Source organism: Mycoplasmopsis fermentans PG18 (assembly GCF_000209735.1).
GTDB lineage: Bacteria > Bacillota_I > Bacilli_A > Mycoplasmatales > Metamycoplasmataceae > Mycoplasmopsis > Mycoplasmopsis fermentans.
This window is the reverse complement of record NC_021002.1, coordinates 37,907-53,560: the sequence shown is the minus strand read 5'-3', so window position 1 is coordinate 53,560 and position 15,654 is coordinate 37,907. Positions and strand designations below refer to the sequence as shown.

Sequence of the window (15,654 nt, the reverse complement as noted above, 5' to 3'; positions counted from 1 at the left end):
TTTTACAATTAAATTAGATATTAATATTAAAATTATAATTATGAACCGTCAAAAAATCAAGAATTGAGTGGTTCAAAAAATAAAGGAGGTAATATGAAACTCATTAAAGTTGAAGCCCACGGATTCAAATCATTTGCTGATCCTATTGTGCTTAAATTTGATGGTGGAGTAGCCGGAATTGTTGGCCCTAATGGTTCTGGTAAATCAAATATTAACGATGCTATCAAATGAGTTTTAGGTGAACGTAGTGCTAAAGAACTTCGTGGTGATAACATGGATGATGTTATCTTCGCTGGTTCTAAAACTGCAAAACCTATGGATAAAGCAGTAGTTACTTTAACTTTTGATAATCGAAATGGTATTAGTTCAATCCCGCATGAAACTATTTCAATTAGTCGTGTGCTTGAAAGAGGAAATGGAAACAACCAATATTTCTTAAATGGCGAACCATGTCGTCAAAAAGATATTAAAGATATTGCTATGGAAAGCGGTATTGGTAAAAGTTCATTAGCTATTATTTCTCAAGGTACAGTTAGTGATATTGCTGAAGCTACACCTGAAGAAAGAAAGTCTATTTTTGAAGAAGCTGCTGGTGTTTCAAAATACAAATTTCGTAAAAAAGAAGCTTTAAGCAAATTGGCTAAAACTCAAGAAGGTTTAGACCAAATTAAACTTGTTATTAGTGAAATTGAAAGAAAATTAATTCCATTAAGAAAACAAGCAGAAAAAGCTAAAGTTTACATTGCTAAAAGTGAAGAATTAAAAGCTGTTGAAGTTGGTCTTTTAGTAGACAACATCAAAACTTTTGGTGATATGTACGAAAGACTTGTAACTGAACTTGAAGGTGTTCAAGAAACTAAAAATGATCTTGATGCTCGTATTTCATCAGCTGAAGCTGCTATTACTCAAAATACTAAATTCAGATCAGAAGTTGAAGCCGAATTAAAAGAACTTTCAATTGAATATGAAACAGTTAAAGAAAGATTAAACAAATTAAACATTTCTTTAGCTAAAGAAAATGAACGTGAAAGATTAATTGCTGCTGGTGAAATTCAAGCAAACCAAGCTGAACAAATCGAAGCATACAAAACTATGCTTACAAGACATGCAAATAAATTAAATTACTACGCTCGTGAAATTGAAAATCAAGCAAACCAAATTGCTGAAAACCAAAAAACAATTTCAAAATATGACGAAGAAATTAATTTAATGAACATTAAAATTAACAAAAAACGTACAGACTTATTAAAAATTGAAACACAGTTAAACTTGCTTAACCAACAAAAAGAAAGTAACTCTTTATTATTTAAAGGGACCAAAAACATTTTAGAAAATAAAGCTTACTTTGGAAAAGCACTAAAAGGAACTGTAGCTGATTTAATTAAAGTTACAACAGAATATATTCCTGCTATTGACTCAATTTTAGCTAATGCTTCACAACACTTAGTGGTTGATAAAGCTGAAACAGCAGTTAAAGCTGTTAACTTCTTAAAAGATAATAATGGTGGTCGTGCTACATTTATTCCACTCACATCAATTCAACCAAAAATGATTCGTGATGATCATCTTTTAGCAATCCAAGGACACCCTGGATTTATTGATGTTGCAAGTAATTTAGTAACAATTGATCCTCAATATGAAATTCTTAATAAATTCCTTTTAGGTAATGTTATTGTTGCTAGCGACATTGAAAATGCTAACAAAATTTCAAGTATTCTCGAACGTCGTTACATGGTAGTTTCACTTGATGGTGACACCATTCGTTCAGGCGGTGTGATTATTGGTGGAGCTAAAAATACAGCTCAATCATTACTTGGATTTGATGAAAAAATTAAAGAGCTTGAAAATATTGTTACAGGTATGAGAGCAGCAGTTCAAGCTGATGAATCAAAAATCAATGAAATAAGAAACTATCGTCGTAGTGCTCTTGAATTAGACAGCCAATTAAAACAACAAATTACTAGTCTAAAAACCCAAAAGAGCAGTGAACAAGGTCTTTACGACGAATTACAATTAAAACTTCAAAATATTACAAACAAAGAATTCAAAGTTAAAGAAGGTGTTTCAGCATCAAGCCCTGAAGCTTCAATTGAAGTTTTAGAAAGTCAAAAAATTGCTCTTGAATCACAATTCAGAGCTAAAAATGAACGTGTAAATACAATTGCTGCCGAAATCAATTCAACTTTAGCTCTTAAAAATGATTATGAAGCTACACGTCGTAAATTAACAGATGCTTTCTCAGCTAAAATTGGTGAAAGAGAAAGATCAAAAACTTTACTTGAACAAAGTAGAGAAAGACTTGCTTCTCAATACAAAATGACATTTGAAGCAGCTGAAAAAGTTCATCACTTAGAAATGAATCGTGATCAAGCTGAAGAAATTGTTCGTCAATTAAGAGAAGAAATTGAAGGCTTAGGTAACGTTAACTTAGAAGCTCTTGAACAATTAGTTGAAGAAGAAAAACGTTACAATGAATATGCCGAAGGTGAAAGAGAATTAAGTGCTGCAAAAGAAACACTTGAAAGCGCTATTGCAGACATGGATAAAATCATTATCACTCGTCTAACTAACATTATTAATGATGTTAATGATGAATTTAACAATGTCTTTAGAACAATGTTCGGTGGTGGTACTGCAAAATTATTTTTCAGCAACCCTAAAGATATTTTAGAATCAGGTGTTGAAATCGAAGCTCAACCTCCTGGAAAAAATATTAAAAACCTTAAATTATTCTCAGGCGGTGAAAAATCACTTATCGCTATCTCATTATTATTTGGTATTCTTAAAGCTCGTCCATTACCTCTTTGTATCCTTGACGAAGTTGAAGCTGCACTTGACGAAGCTAATGTTGTTCGTTATGCAGAATACCTTCAACAACTTAAAGAAAAAACTCAATTCTTGGTTATTACACACCGTCATGGAACAATGTCAAGAGTTGACACATTATTTGGTGCAACAATGCAAAACCGTGGTGTTACAAGCTTCTTCAGCATTCAATTAGCAGATGCTAAAAAACTTGTTGCAGACGAACAAAAAGAAGAATTAGAACCTTCAAACAAAAACAAATAATAATCAAATAATTATTGTGCTTAATCATAGGCACAATTTTTATATATTTGCCCAATCAATCTATAAAAAAGCTTTATTAGTAAAATCCATCAATTTTAAATGAAAAATTGTTGAGAAAAATCTCACAAATTTAATTATTGAAAATAATTATAAAATATTAAAATTTATATTAATAAATATAGCGAATAATCATTTATAATTAGAGTACTAAAATTGAAAGGCCAAGAATGAGAAAATATCAACCTATTCAAAATTCAGCAAGTATCGAAATTGTTCAAAATAACCACGACTACAAATTCAATAGTGTAAGTAGTCGTGTTTATCGTGATCCAAAAAATCAAATATCACCTCGTGTTTATCGCGTCATCCGTGCTGAACAAATGCTTAAGATTTTAATCCTTTCTATTTCATTTGTAATTATGGCTGCTTCAATTATTCTCTTCACATTAGTCTATGCTAAAGTTGGTATCTTCAACAAAGAACAAAGATTAGTTGGCTACCTTGTACTTTTTGGATCAAGTGCCTTTATCTCAATGGCAATTGGTTTTAAAAATCTGATTGAAAATATTCAATGATCTCACACAGTTCAAAGATATCGTGATGCAGTAAGTAATGGTGATTACACTTCAAGTAGTACTTTTCATATTGCTTATCGTAAGATAGTACTTAAAGATGTTAATTTAACTTGAATGCTTGTTTTTGTCTTAACATATCTAGGCATTATTACAGCAATAGTTTATGGACTTTATATGTCAAATCGTTGATATTATGAAACTGATACATTAAAAATCAATTTTGAATGAGCTAAATGACTTGATAGAGGTTTTGGCAACACAATTCTATTCTGTATTATTAGTGTTATTATTATGGCTTCTTCAATAGCGGCGTATATTTTAATAAGATTATTTGATAAAAAACGTTTAGCTGACATTAGTGATTTTCTCGGTGAACGTTCTGTTGAAATTCATGAACAAGTTGAGCAAAGCAAAAAAGATCGTAACAAAATGTGACTTAGAATTTATCTAGTAGTAGTTGCTTTAACAATTCTTTTACCTCTTGCTTTAGCTCTAGTTGCTCTTTGAAGATTTATTGTTAAACGTCGTAAAAAGGTTGTAGCTTAAAAAAATTATAAGGTTTTAAAAAGCCTTATTTTTTATTAAATAATTCTATTATTTACTTGTTTTATATACATTTTAGTCAAAATTATTTTTATTTTTTTGTTTTTATTTTCAAATTTTTGCTTATACAATTTTTATATGGAGGCATTAAATGGAAAACACAAAAAGAACAAAATTAACTAAAACATCATGAATTCTATTTGGTTTAGCAATTTCATGTTTAGTTATCTTTGGTTTAATAGTAAAATCAGCTGTTGACTTGCATCAAATTATCGTAAAAAACACAAAATCTAGTTTTAATGAATACGAAGCAATATATCATTCTGGATTAAATTATGGATTCTTCTTATGATTTAAAAATTTTGATGTGATTAAAGGTATATTTGAACATGATAGCAATAATGTAAAAATTATTTATGTTGTTTCATTATTAGCACATATAATCATTCATATTACAATGATTGCTATTCTTGTTTATGCAATTAAAGCATTTGTAAAATCAATAGCTTCGAAAAATGTAATTAGCATTATTTTAAATATTTTGGTATTTGCGGCAGTTGTTTTAACAATTATTTGTTATGTTGGCTGAATTATTGCGAATATTTGAAGTGTAACAGGACCAAGATCATTAGATGATAAATCATATGCTAACGTTCACGTTGCATTTGCATTCTTTTTATTTGTAACATTTGCAGTAACATTAGTTTCAACATTCTTACATTTATTCTTAAAAAGTGCAAATCAACCAGCAACCATTGAACATAGAACAAAAGAATAATTAAAATAAGTGGATTAATTCCACTTTTTATTTTTCCTTATATAATTAAAATATGAAATTATTATTAGCCGGAACTCCTGCTTTTGCAGTTGAAATATTTGAAAAATTAATCAACAACTTTGAAGTTGTTGCAATTGTTTCGCAACCTGATCGCCCAAGTGTCAGAGGTCATAAATTAGCTCCAACGCCAACAAAATTATTAGCTCAAAAATATAACATTAAATGTTTTCAACCAGAAAAAATATCACAAATAAAAGATGAATTACAAACTTTAAATTATGACTATTTAATTACCTGTGCCTTTGGTCAATATATTCCTGAAAGTGTTTTAAATATTGCTAAAAAATTAAGTCTAAATATTCATGGTTCTTTACTTCCAAAATATCGTGGAGCAGCACCAATTCAATATTCACTTTTAAATAATGATCAAGAAACTGGTATTAGTCTAATGGAAATGATTAAACAAATGGATGCAGGTGATGTTTTTGTCCAAAAAGCCATTAAAATAGATGAATATGACACAGCAAGTACTTTATTTAATAAGCTTTCAAAGCTTAGTGCAGATAACATTGTGCAATGATTAAATGATTTAGATCAAAACAAACTTAAAAGAATTAAACAAGATGAAAGTAAAGTAACTTTAAGTCCCAAATTAGAAAAAGAAAAAGCTCTTTTAAATGAGTCCTTAACCATGCAAGAAGCAATCAATATTATTAGAGCTTATGAGATGAATCCTGGTGCTTACACTTTTATTGATAATAAAAGAATTAAGATCTTTTTTGCAACCAAAAAAGAAATTAAAAATGTACCTAAATTAAAATTTAAAGATGGTTATTTATTTGCCACTGATTATCAATATGAATCTAAAAAACGAGTTAAGCTGGCATAGCTTAACTTTTTGTTTTTAATAACTATAAAAACTTATATAATTTTTATGTATTGAACACAAAAATAATTATATAGAAGGAGAAAAAATGGCTAATTTATACAATCGTGAAAACAGTCGTGCTATTAATGAAAAAGGCTATGAACCACGTTCAATGAGTACAGAAGTACCAGTTAAAGTAAACTTTTTTGGAAAATTTATTTGATACATATCATTTATTTTCTTAATTCCAATTTTTATTCATATTTCTTGAGTAAATTATTTTAGAAGACAACAAATGAAAATAAGTAGCGATGCTTCATTAATTGATACTCAATTGGCTAAAAGAGCAGGAACAATTCTTAAGTTAGTTGAATCAGTAAGTTCACACATGAAATTCGAAAAAGATGTTATGACACAAGTTGCAGCATACCGTTCAGCAGTTGCTACAATTCGAGAACAATCAGGAAATACTTCAGCAGATGCTATGGCAGTACGTCAAAACTTTGAAAGTCAAACAGAATCATTCTTAACAAGATTTATGGCTCAATTCGAAAAATATCCAGAACTTAAGAGTGCTGAATTAGTTAAAGGTTTAAATGATGAAATCGTTGAATGTGAAAACAACATTGCTTCAGCTAGAAGAATTTACAATACTTCAGCCACAACATTTAACCAAGAAATCTTTACATATCCAAAAAGTGTTGTTGCTTCAAGTATGAGATTAACAACAATTCTATTATTCCAAGCTAAAGAAGCTGATAGACAAGATGTTAGTGTGAAATTGTATTAATTAAAAAGTTGATAAGGGCTTAATTGCTCTTATTTTTTATTTAACATTTATTTTGCATCATCAAAGCAAAATAAAAAAGCTCCCTTACTGAGAACTTCTTATTATTAATAATATCCAACAAAGCATAGTCTAATGCTACGAGGTTTAATATCTAATAAACCTAAGCAGCGAGATTCTAATTCTTGAGTTAAATTTTCAATAACTTGTTGGAGACCACTACCTTTTTTAATTTTAATATCAATTACAAAAGCAACATTTGTTTGTTCTTTATCAAATGAAATTCTTGCTTCATTAGCTAATTTAACATTTTTAACTTCTTCAAAGCATTGATCAATCAATTGACTAAAAACGTTTTCTGTAATTGAATAAGAAAGATTTAAACCACAATTTGTTGTAACTAAATTCATTATTATTTTCCTTTACCATTATATTTGCCAGTGTCAGTTGAAATAACAATTAAATCACCTTCTTTAATAAACATAGGTGTTTCTAATTCATAACCTGTTTCAACTTTAACTTTCTTTTGAGGATTTGTTGTTGTATTGCCTTTAACTGCATCAGGTGCTTCAATAACTTCTAAAGTAACTGTATCATCAATTTCAATGTCCAAAATTTCATCTTTATACATACGCACCTTAACTGTTGATCCTTCTTTAATGAAGTTCATTTCTCATTCAACATGACTAAGAGGTACTTCAATTTGTTCATAGGTTTCATTGTCCATTAAGATAATGTTGTTACCATCTGTATATAAGTAATTCATTGGACGTTTGTCAATGTGAGCTTTAGAAACCATAACACCACCTGTGTATGATTTAATAGTAATTGAACCTGTTCTTAAGTTTTTGACTTTAGCTTTAACGTTAGCTTGTCCACGACCTTGTTTTGAGTGTTGAGCTTCTAATACAACAAAAATTTCGCCTTCATCTTCAAATGTAATTCCTGGCTTGAATGTGTTAACATTAATCATAAATTCTCCTTTTTCATTTAGTTTTAAAATATGTATCAAAATTATACTAGAAAGCTTTATTTTTCTAAGAAAAAGAATATAAAAAAGCTTGCACTTGCAAGCTTAGTTATTATTTAGATCTAACTGCATAGACAATTGTACAAATAAGGAATATTGTTGCTAAAACTCAAGTGAATATTGTTGAAATAATACCAAACACTTTATAGCCATCATTATTAATGTTAGCTCCTTCTGTTGAACAAATTGTGTATGATAATGAAACAATTGATGCAGCTAAAAGCAAGAATAAGAAAACAATTAATAATATTCCCAATTTACCATTGTATCCTGGTTTATTGTAAACAAATGCAAAGAATAATAATACTATTTGTGTAACTAAAGTAAATCCAACTGCACCATAGATGCCTATTCTAAGCGAAGCTCCATTTATATTAATTGCTTCAATCATTCCTAAAATAAATAGAATGATAATAATTGATGTTTGCAATAAAGCAACGGCAACAAAAGCTGTAGATTGTTTTTTCATTACAAGCTCCCTTCTCAAAAAAATTATATTTAAATTATACTTTATTATTAAATTATTTAACATTTTTTAATAAAAATTAAATTTAAAAACAGACCAATAAGCCTGTTTTATAGATATTTAAGTAAAAATTATTTTCTTTTTGATTTGTAAACTAAAAGTTTTGGATTAGGTCTATAAACACGTCCTTCTTTAGCTTGTTTTTTACCATTTAAAAGTACAGCATCAGCACTAAAACTTGAAACTAATTTAAAGATACTTTGACCTACACCATAACTATCTACCGGTGTATTTGCTGCTTCAAATTTTCTAATTTTTTCAGCATTAAATCCTGAACTTACGACAATTTTAACATCCTTAGCACCAGCTTGATCTAATGCCTTTCTCAAGTTTTTAACTTGTTCAATATTTACACCATAATGTTCTGGATTTTCAGGTTCATTATCAAACATATGGTCAACCATATTTTTAGAAGTATCAATTCTAACACCTCAAAGTTTTTTGCCTAATACTTTATATGATTCTAATGCTTGAGTAATAACATTATTGTGGTAGTCAACTAAAGAAATGATTTTATTTTTAGGGAATAATTCGCCATAAGCTTGCATAGCTTTAGCTGTATCACCATCAAAGTTTTGAATTAAAATGTGAGGTACTGATCCAAAGGTTAATTCATAATTATGAATATTTTGAGCATCAGTTGAAACTGATTTAATTCCAGCTAAAGCAACAGCTCTTCCGTCTATTTCTTGCATTAAATAGTGATCAGCTCGATCTCCCATAAAAATTACATTTTTGCCTTTAGCAGCTTGGACACAATCATAAGCATTTGAAGCAATTGAGCTTGAACGAGCTAAAATTCCATCAATCATTCCTTCGAATTTACCGAAGTCTTGATAATGACCTTCTAATTCTAAAGCTACTTCTAAATTATTAATAATTGTGCCATCAGGTAAATATCTAATAATGTATTTAGAAGTATCAGTATTCTTTTCTAATAAATCTAATACTTCTTGCATACCAGCTAGCATGCTATTATCACGGCGTTGGAAAAATTGTAAAACAATTACATTATTTTTATTATATTTTGCTAATATCTTTTCAGTTTTGTAAAAATAACTAGCAATGTATTTATCCATTTTTTTGCTTGTCATTTGGACCATCCTTATTATTTTTTAGTTATTTAATTATAAATTAAAGTTAAGAAATAATGCAGTAATTTCTGTGATTACTTACTAAAAAATTTAATTAAGTTTTTATTTTTTAGTTTTATAAACTAATATATTTTTAGTAAATTAAACAAAAAGAAAGAACTTTAAAAATAACAAAAAAACCAAGTGAAATCTATGCTCAAAGTTTAAGTATGGAGGATTGATTCTCAATTCTAAGTTGTATTGATAAAAAATATTAGAACAAGAAAAAATATATGAAAGCATAACTCAAAAAGCAACTAATAACTTACCTTCAGACTTAAGCAGTAGTAAAAGAGAATACTATCGAAAATTATTCGTGTATATTTTGAATTAGTTAAAAAGAAAATTAGTTAGTTTTTAATATTATGATCCAGCTTTTAGTAAAGGCTGGTTTTTTATAATAAAAGTTTAAAAAAATATCACAAATGAATGTGATATTAAAATATTTTAAGCAAGTAAATTATGTACTGCATCTCAAGCTCATGATCAACCGCCTTGTTTTTGATCATAGCCTGTTATATTTTTTAATTCTTTTGCTAATAGATTAGTTTTTAGTGTTTCTAATCTTACATTATCTTTTTCAGTTTCTAAGAATTTAATAAATGAGCCAATTAATTGAATTCCTGTTGAAAGTTTAACTAAGCTTGAAGTATCTTTGATTCAGTCAATTAATTCATTATTAATGTAATTGTTAATAGAATCAAATAATGTACCTCATTCAGTATTCTTAACATTTTTAGTTAACAATCTATTGATATTTCTAAGCATATCGAATTGTTTTGAAAAATTATACAATCTCTTGTTATTGTCTTTATTGTCAAAATTAAAGTAATAACTTGATTTTTCTTTTAATGAAATATTTGCTGCATTTTTATCTTTTGTTCATTCTCAAAAATCTTTTAGAACGTTTTTTGCTTCGTCTTTATCTTTATTAGCTAAAGCTATAACATATTTAGAAACAGTTATTGAATACATTTTATTAGCTCAACGGTTAAATGTAGGTTTGTAATTTTTGCCATCTGACAAGTTTGCATCTTCACCTTTAAATGAATTTAAGTTTGAAGCTTTTGGTAAGAATATTTTTGTTGCATTATAAAGAATGTCTAATTTAGTTTTATTTGCAGTTTTTTGTGTATCACTTAAAGTGGCAAAAGTTCTAGCAATTAATTCAAGCATTTTTTCTTGATAGAAATAATGTTCTTTATAAATAACTTGGTTAGCTCCAAAATATTTTTCAGCTAAAGCATTTATTGTTGCAGGAATAATTTCATCAGCTTTAGTTTTTTCATCATTTTCTAATTGATCATAAGAAGCTAAAATTGAATTAAGTGATTGAACAGCTGGATATATATCTTCAATATGTGAATTAGTTTTACTTTCAGCTTCAAGAAGTTTAATTGATTTATTAAATCAACTTGCTTGAGGCTTACTTGAGTTTTTGCCTTTAGCAAAAATACCAGCCATTAAAACTAAAATATTATCTTTGATTTTTGCATCAAGACTTGATGATTTTGTTGCATTGTATGCAGCTATAACATTTTTAGCTTCTGCTTTGTTTGCAGTAAGTAATTTTAGTTCTTTATATTTGCTTGCAACTTCATCAAAATTAACGAAGTCAAATTCTTCTGTAAATTCAAAATTAGATATTTCAAAAGTATATACTGGTGAATTTGAAGTGTCTTTTGTCATTTTTCATTTAATAACTAATTTTTTCTCAGCATCATTTGGTTCTAAAGTTAAATTAATTTTTATTGAAGAATCTAATTGAGGTCTTTTTATTTCGATTTCACTTTCTATTACTGTACTTGGTTTTCTTTTTAGATTTGCTATTTCAAAAGAAACTTTTCCTTTTTCTTCATCTCAATTAATTGTAGGTGTAGCAGTTTCTGCTTTAAAACCTGAAATAGTAATAGTATATGCTTGAGATTTTTTATTATTTTTGTCAATTAATATTAATTTAAATTTAATTTTTCCATCTTCATAATTTTCCAAAGTAATTTCTTTTTTAAAATCAGATGGTAAGTTATTAATTTTAATAAGATTTGTATCTTTAAATTCTGATGCTTTAATATTTGATTTATTATCAACATCAAAAGTTAATTTTGATTTAACTTCATCAAAATTTGTAATTTTTTCTTCTTTTTCATTTTTACAACTAGTAGCAATTATTGGTAAACAAGTTGTAAGAGAACTAAGCGTTAAAATCATTTTAATTTTTTTCATTGTTTCCTTTCTAACTAACTTATTTGTGTTAGTTTTTGAAGTTCTAAAGTATTATCTTTAGTAATTAATCTACCTGTTTTGTTTGAGTTTGTAAAAGCATAAATTATGTGTTGAGTTTTAAGATTCAAAGCACAAGAATTGAATAGCGTTAGTTTTAAATACAATGTATCTTCTGTAACATAATCTGCAAATTTTGAACTTAATGGATTGAAGTAAGATTGCACATCATATTGTATTCATGAAGGCAAATATTGCACACCTTTATTTCAAGTAAAATATTTTTTTAAATTGACTATTTTGCCTGTTTTAAAAGAATTTTGGTCAAAATTTGTAGTTGTTTCATCTAAATTATTAAATGCTTTAAAATTTTTATTGTAAGTTATTTTTGAACCAACTTCATTAATATTAAATTCTTTATTAAGAATCATTTCATTATAAAAATTAGTAATCTTAAATTCACTTTTAATTAATTTATTGATTAATATGTTTTCAGATTCTTTCATTCCAGGTTTATTTGATTCTTTAGATCACTTATTAGCGTTTTCATAATCATTTGAACTCTCAATACTACAACTTATTGCAGTTAAAGGCATGAGAGTGAATGGAGTTAAAGCAAATATAATTTTATGTTTTTTCATAATAACTCCTTTAATTTGTTAATGTAAATCATGAAATATGATTATAATCATTAACTTCTCCTAATCGATTATCAACTCTAATTTTTGATTGACCTAAAACATTATTTAAAGTTACTTCGCTTAAATTGATAACATTTTTTGCACTAAATTTTTTGTTTGTTATTTTACGTGAAGTAATATTTTGGAATGCTTTTGAAAATTCAATTTCATATTGATTTTCATTTAAATCATTTGAAACTAAAACATCTAAAATTGAAGAATTTTGAACTTTCTTAATAATCATTGTAGTAGGGTTTCATAAATTAATTTTTAGATCTAAATCTTCAAGGTAAAGACCATTTTTATAAGCTTTATAGTTTCTTTCAAATTCAGGAATTTCATTGTAATTTATTGAAACTTCATTATCATAACTTCCTAATGAGTTTAGTTGTTCTTTATATTTAATGTTTCCATTTTCATATAAACTAGCAACAAAATAATAATCATTAATTTGGCCTAAGGAATCTTTATTTTGATATTTTAAAGCTATGAAATTTTGATCATTCTTGATAATTTTGATGTTGTTTAAAATATCTAAATAATTTGATTTTTTACTGTCTTCATAGTTTGGAACAATTGCATACATGAAAGTATTATTTTGTTCATGATTAATTGATAAAGAAGCAAAATCACGAACAACTGGAACCATTTTTTTACTATTCATATTTGTAATAATAGGATATTTAGCTTCATGCAAATATTCAACTTTTGCCTTATTATTTCCTAATATGAAATATCCATTTTGTTCATTTAATTTATTTTTTCAAATAAATAAATCTTGTTCCTTTCCATTTATGTTTACTTTTTGGTTACTAAACATATCAGTGTTTTTATCAATGATCATTCTATTTTCAATCGTTGTATTAACTAGCTTATTTTTAATATTTGTGTTTCCAATAACTATTATTATTCCATTAACCATAAAATAAACTTTATCAGTAATTAAGGTATTGTTGTAGTTAATTACTTCTGCCTTAACAAAACCCATTTTGTTTCAAATTATTCCATTATTAAATGATTTATTAGTTTTTGTTGAAACTTGAAATTCAATGTCTCTTTCTTTTTGTTTCAAATCTTCTTTAATAAATTTTTGATACTCATCATAAAGTTCTTTGCCTGTTTTTTTAACTGGTTTACCATTTGCATCAAGAATTGGATTTCCTTCTTTATCTTTGATTTCGACCTCACCTATTTCTTTTCATTTTTCAATATCGACTGGCATATAAGATGGAAAAATATAATCATATATATTATCGTAAGCAGAGGAGATGTATGAAGTTGTGCCAGGAATTTTGAATGTATTAACTGCTTGTCAATATTTGTTCGAATAAGGCGAATAGTTATTATTAGTTGCTAAAAAAGTTGAGCCATCATATTGATAATAAGAATCCATATTTTCTTGAACAGAGGCTTCAGGAAAACCACTAATTCTTCCATGAAGATTAATATTGAACATAAAATCATCATGTTTGTAAACATATCTATCTTGATTTTTTGTAAATACTAAACCATCGTTTTCTTTATGTAAATCAACACCAACTAAAGCATTGTCTGAGCTTTCTGAATGCTCATTTGTTGAGCTTGGTTCTTTTCTTTGATCAAAATAATTATTTTCATAAAATTCTCAATCTTCCTTATTTCTAGGAGGATGTGGTAAATCTGGTAAGTCTTTAATTTCTAATAAAGCATCTATTAATAATGGTCTAACTTTGTGTTCTGATGCTAATTTTTGTAGTTGAGTTTTATTTAAATGAGATATTTGATTTTTAATAAATTCTCTTAATCTACTTTTATATATAGGAGAAGCAGATTTTTCAATAATTGCTAAAGAGCCTAAAATGTTTAAACCTTTTTTGAGATCTGAGTGATCATCACGAACAATACTTCTACCACTAAGACCATCACTTATTGCGCCTTTAAACATAAAAGGCATAATCGAGAGTTCAATAAATTGATAAATTTTTTCAAATCTTTTATCTTTGCCTAAAGCCAAATCTGTATTTTCAAAATATTTGAATATATCTGCAATATTAGTGAATAAAACTTCACCATAACTTCCTACATAAGGTATGTTTGTATGTTGCATATATGATCCATCAACATAAAAACCGTCACCTTTTTTAACAAAATCTCGAAAGATATTGTCATATAAAGAAAGAATACAATCTTCAATTTTTGAAGTGTCTTCATTTAGAATACCTGAAATTAAAATTGGCTTAGCATTATCTACAGCATTAGCCCCTGTTTGAGCTCTTTTTTTAGTAACTGGTTTATAAGCTAGAATAGCTGTTGGTGCTGCCCCACCATAGCGAGGATTTGGCAAAAAGTAATCAACACCAGCTTTTCATTTTTCTATTTTTTCCTTAGGAAAAACGTTATTTAAAACTGCTAATAATTTTGTTAAATCCTTAGGAATACCGATTTCATAAAATCATCAGTTAACATATTGTTGTTGTCCGCTGTAATAATAATTTTTTGCAAAATCATCTAAAACATTCTCAATAATATTTTTTAATTTTGCATTTTGATAAAACTTATTAGTAAATATTCCTTTTGGTTTTATTTGATACGCAGCAGCTAAAAATAGTAATTTTTGAATTGCTACTCTAACTTTTTGAGCATCACTATAGCCTTCATCTACTATTCTTTTTGTTTCAGGATCTTGAACAGGTTGACTTTCTTTTCTATAAATTAATTCTTTAGCCTCTTCTATTGCTTTTAATTCTCGATCAAAAATTTTTTTAGCTTTTACTTCGTTTGAGTCAGTAGCTTTTATTCCTGTTCCATTATTATATGTCCCAGCATAATATAAGTTAGCAAGAGGATGATCCATAAAAAGATTTTCATTATATTTGTTTAAGATAATATCGGTAAATCTAACTGCATTATTTTTATTCTTTTTATCATTATCGCTAAGTTTTGATTCATCTTCTTCGACTAAATATTTAAGATCATTAACAATTAAAATGTTTTTTAATATTTGCTCATAATCACTTTTTGATAAGTTAGAATCTTTTTTAAATTTAGTATCTTGACCTAAAGTTAATTTAATATTTTCTTTTGAGCCTGTGCTTGTTTGAATTACTAAAATATTAATTTCTAATAAATCGCCTTCTGATTTATTGATTACTTTTGCACTATATTGATACTCAAAATTTTTAGGTAATATTTCAAATTCAGGTTCTAAGAAAGAAAGTATTTGATTATATCTATCTTCATTTTCAACATTGTTAATTGCATTGGCTGCAACACTTGCTTTTGTGTTTTCAATAGCAACTTTTCTTTCTTTAAAAATTAAATAGTTTTTTAATTGATTAATTTCGCTAGGTATTCTATTTCCATATTTATCAAAGCCTTCAGATTTTAAATTAGTGCATGAAGAACTTAGTGCAGGCATTATTGCTGCACTCATTGATAATGGCAATATTATTTTCTTTAATTTCAT

The 15,654-nt window shown here is 27.2% G+C and carries 12 protein-coding genes; 5 read left to right on the top strand and 7 right to left on the bottom strand.

The window, feature by feature from the left end; genetic code table 4:
• Window positions 1-93 precede the first annotated feature (93 nt).
• The 5 genes from MBIO_RS00245 to MBIO_RS00225 all read left to right on the top strand — a co-directional run bounded on the left by MBIO_RS00245 (window position 94) and on the right by MBIO_RS00225 (window position 6,623).
• Entirely contained in the window at window positions 94-3,069 is a 2,976-nt protein-coding gene (locus tag MBIO_RS00245) for an AAA family ATPase (RefSeq protein WP_041594168.1), read from the top strand.
• A 227-nt stretch (window positions 3,070-3,296) separates the two neighbouring features.
• Complete coding sequence (locus MBIO_RS00240; RefSeq protein WP_013354740.1) at window positions 3,297-4,190, top strand: MSC_0882 family membrane protein; 894 nt, start codon at window positions 3,297-3,299, stop codon at window positions 4,188-4,190.
• Window positions 4,191-4,338: 148 nt separating this feature from the next.
• Window positions 4,339-4,965, top strand: a complete 627-nt coding sequence (locus tag MBIO_RS00235) for a hypothetical protein (RefSeq protein WP_013354739.1) — start codon at window positions 4,339-4,341, stop codon at window positions 4,963-4,965.
• A 52-nt stretch (window positions 4,966-5,017) separates the two neighbouring features.
• The gene (gene fmt / locus MBIO_RS00230; protein WP_013354738.1) at window positions 5,018-5,854 is read left to right on the top strand and encodes a methionyl-tRNA formyltransferase; all 837 of its coding nucleotides are present in this window, start codon (window positions 5,018-5,020) and stop codon (window positions 5,852-5,854) included.
• Window positions 5,855-5,939: 85 nt separating this feature from the next.
• Window positions 5,940-6,623, top strand: coding sequence for a LemA family protein (locus MBIO_RS00225; protein WP_013354737.1), 684 nt, complete (start codon window positions 5,940-5,942; stop codon window positions 6,621-6,623).
• A gap of 104 nt (window positions 6,624-6,727) precedes the next feature.
• Here MBIO_RS00225 and MBIO_RS00220 read toward each other — a convergent pair whose 3' ends face one another.
• The 7 genes from MBIO_RS00220 to MBIO_RS00190 form a co-directional block, all read right to left on the bottom strand.
• Complete coding sequence (locus tag MBIO_RS00220; protein ID WP_013354736.1) at window positions 6,728-7,030, bottom strand: MMB_0454 family protein; 303 nt, start codon at window positions 7,028-7,030, stop codon at window positions 6,728-6,730.
• Between the two features lie 2 nt (window positions 7,031-7,032).
• A complete protein-coding gene (gene efp / locus MBIO_RS00215; RefSeq protein WP_013354735.1) occupies window positions 7,033-7,593 on the bottom strand; it encodes an elongation factor P in 561 nt (186 codons plus the stop codon).
• Window positions 7,594-7,702: 109 nt separating this feature from the next.
• On the bottom strand, window positions 7,703-8,119 hold the full coding sequence (locus MBIO_RS00210; RefSeq protein ID WP_013354734.1) for a hypothetical protein: 417 nt from the start codon (window positions 8,117-8,119) through the stop codon (window positions 7,703-7,705).
• 128 nt (window positions 8,120-8,247) lie between these two features.
• Window positions 8,248-9,270: a nicotinate phosphoribosyltransferase gene (locus tag MBIO_RS00205; RefSeq protein WP_081439133.1), complete on the bottom strand. Its 1,023-nt coding sequence runs from the start codon at window positions 9,268-9,270 to the stop codon at window positions 8,248-8,250.
• A gap of 486 nt (window positions 9,271-9,756) precedes the next feature.
• The gene (locus tag MBIO_RS00200) at window positions 9,757-11,532 is read right to left on the bottom strand and encodes a lipoprotein 17-related variable surface protein (RefSeq protein WP_013526965.1); all 1,776 of its coding nucleotides are present in this window, start codon (window positions 11,530-11,532) and stop codon (window positions 9,757-9,759) included.
• Between the two features lie 14 nt (window positions 11,533-11,546).
• Complete coding sequence (locus MBIO_RS00195) at window positions 11,547-12,170, bottom strand: hypothetical protein (RefSeq protein WP_013526964.1); 624 nt, start codon at window positions 12,168-12,170, stop codon at window positions 11,547-11,549.
• 10 nt (window positions 12,171-12,180) lie between these two features.
• Entirely contained in the window at window positions 12,181-15,654 is a 3,474-nt protein-coding gene (locus MBIO_RS00190; RefSeq protein ID WP_013526963.1) for a polysaccharide lyase family 8 super-sandwich domain-containing protein, read from the bottom strand.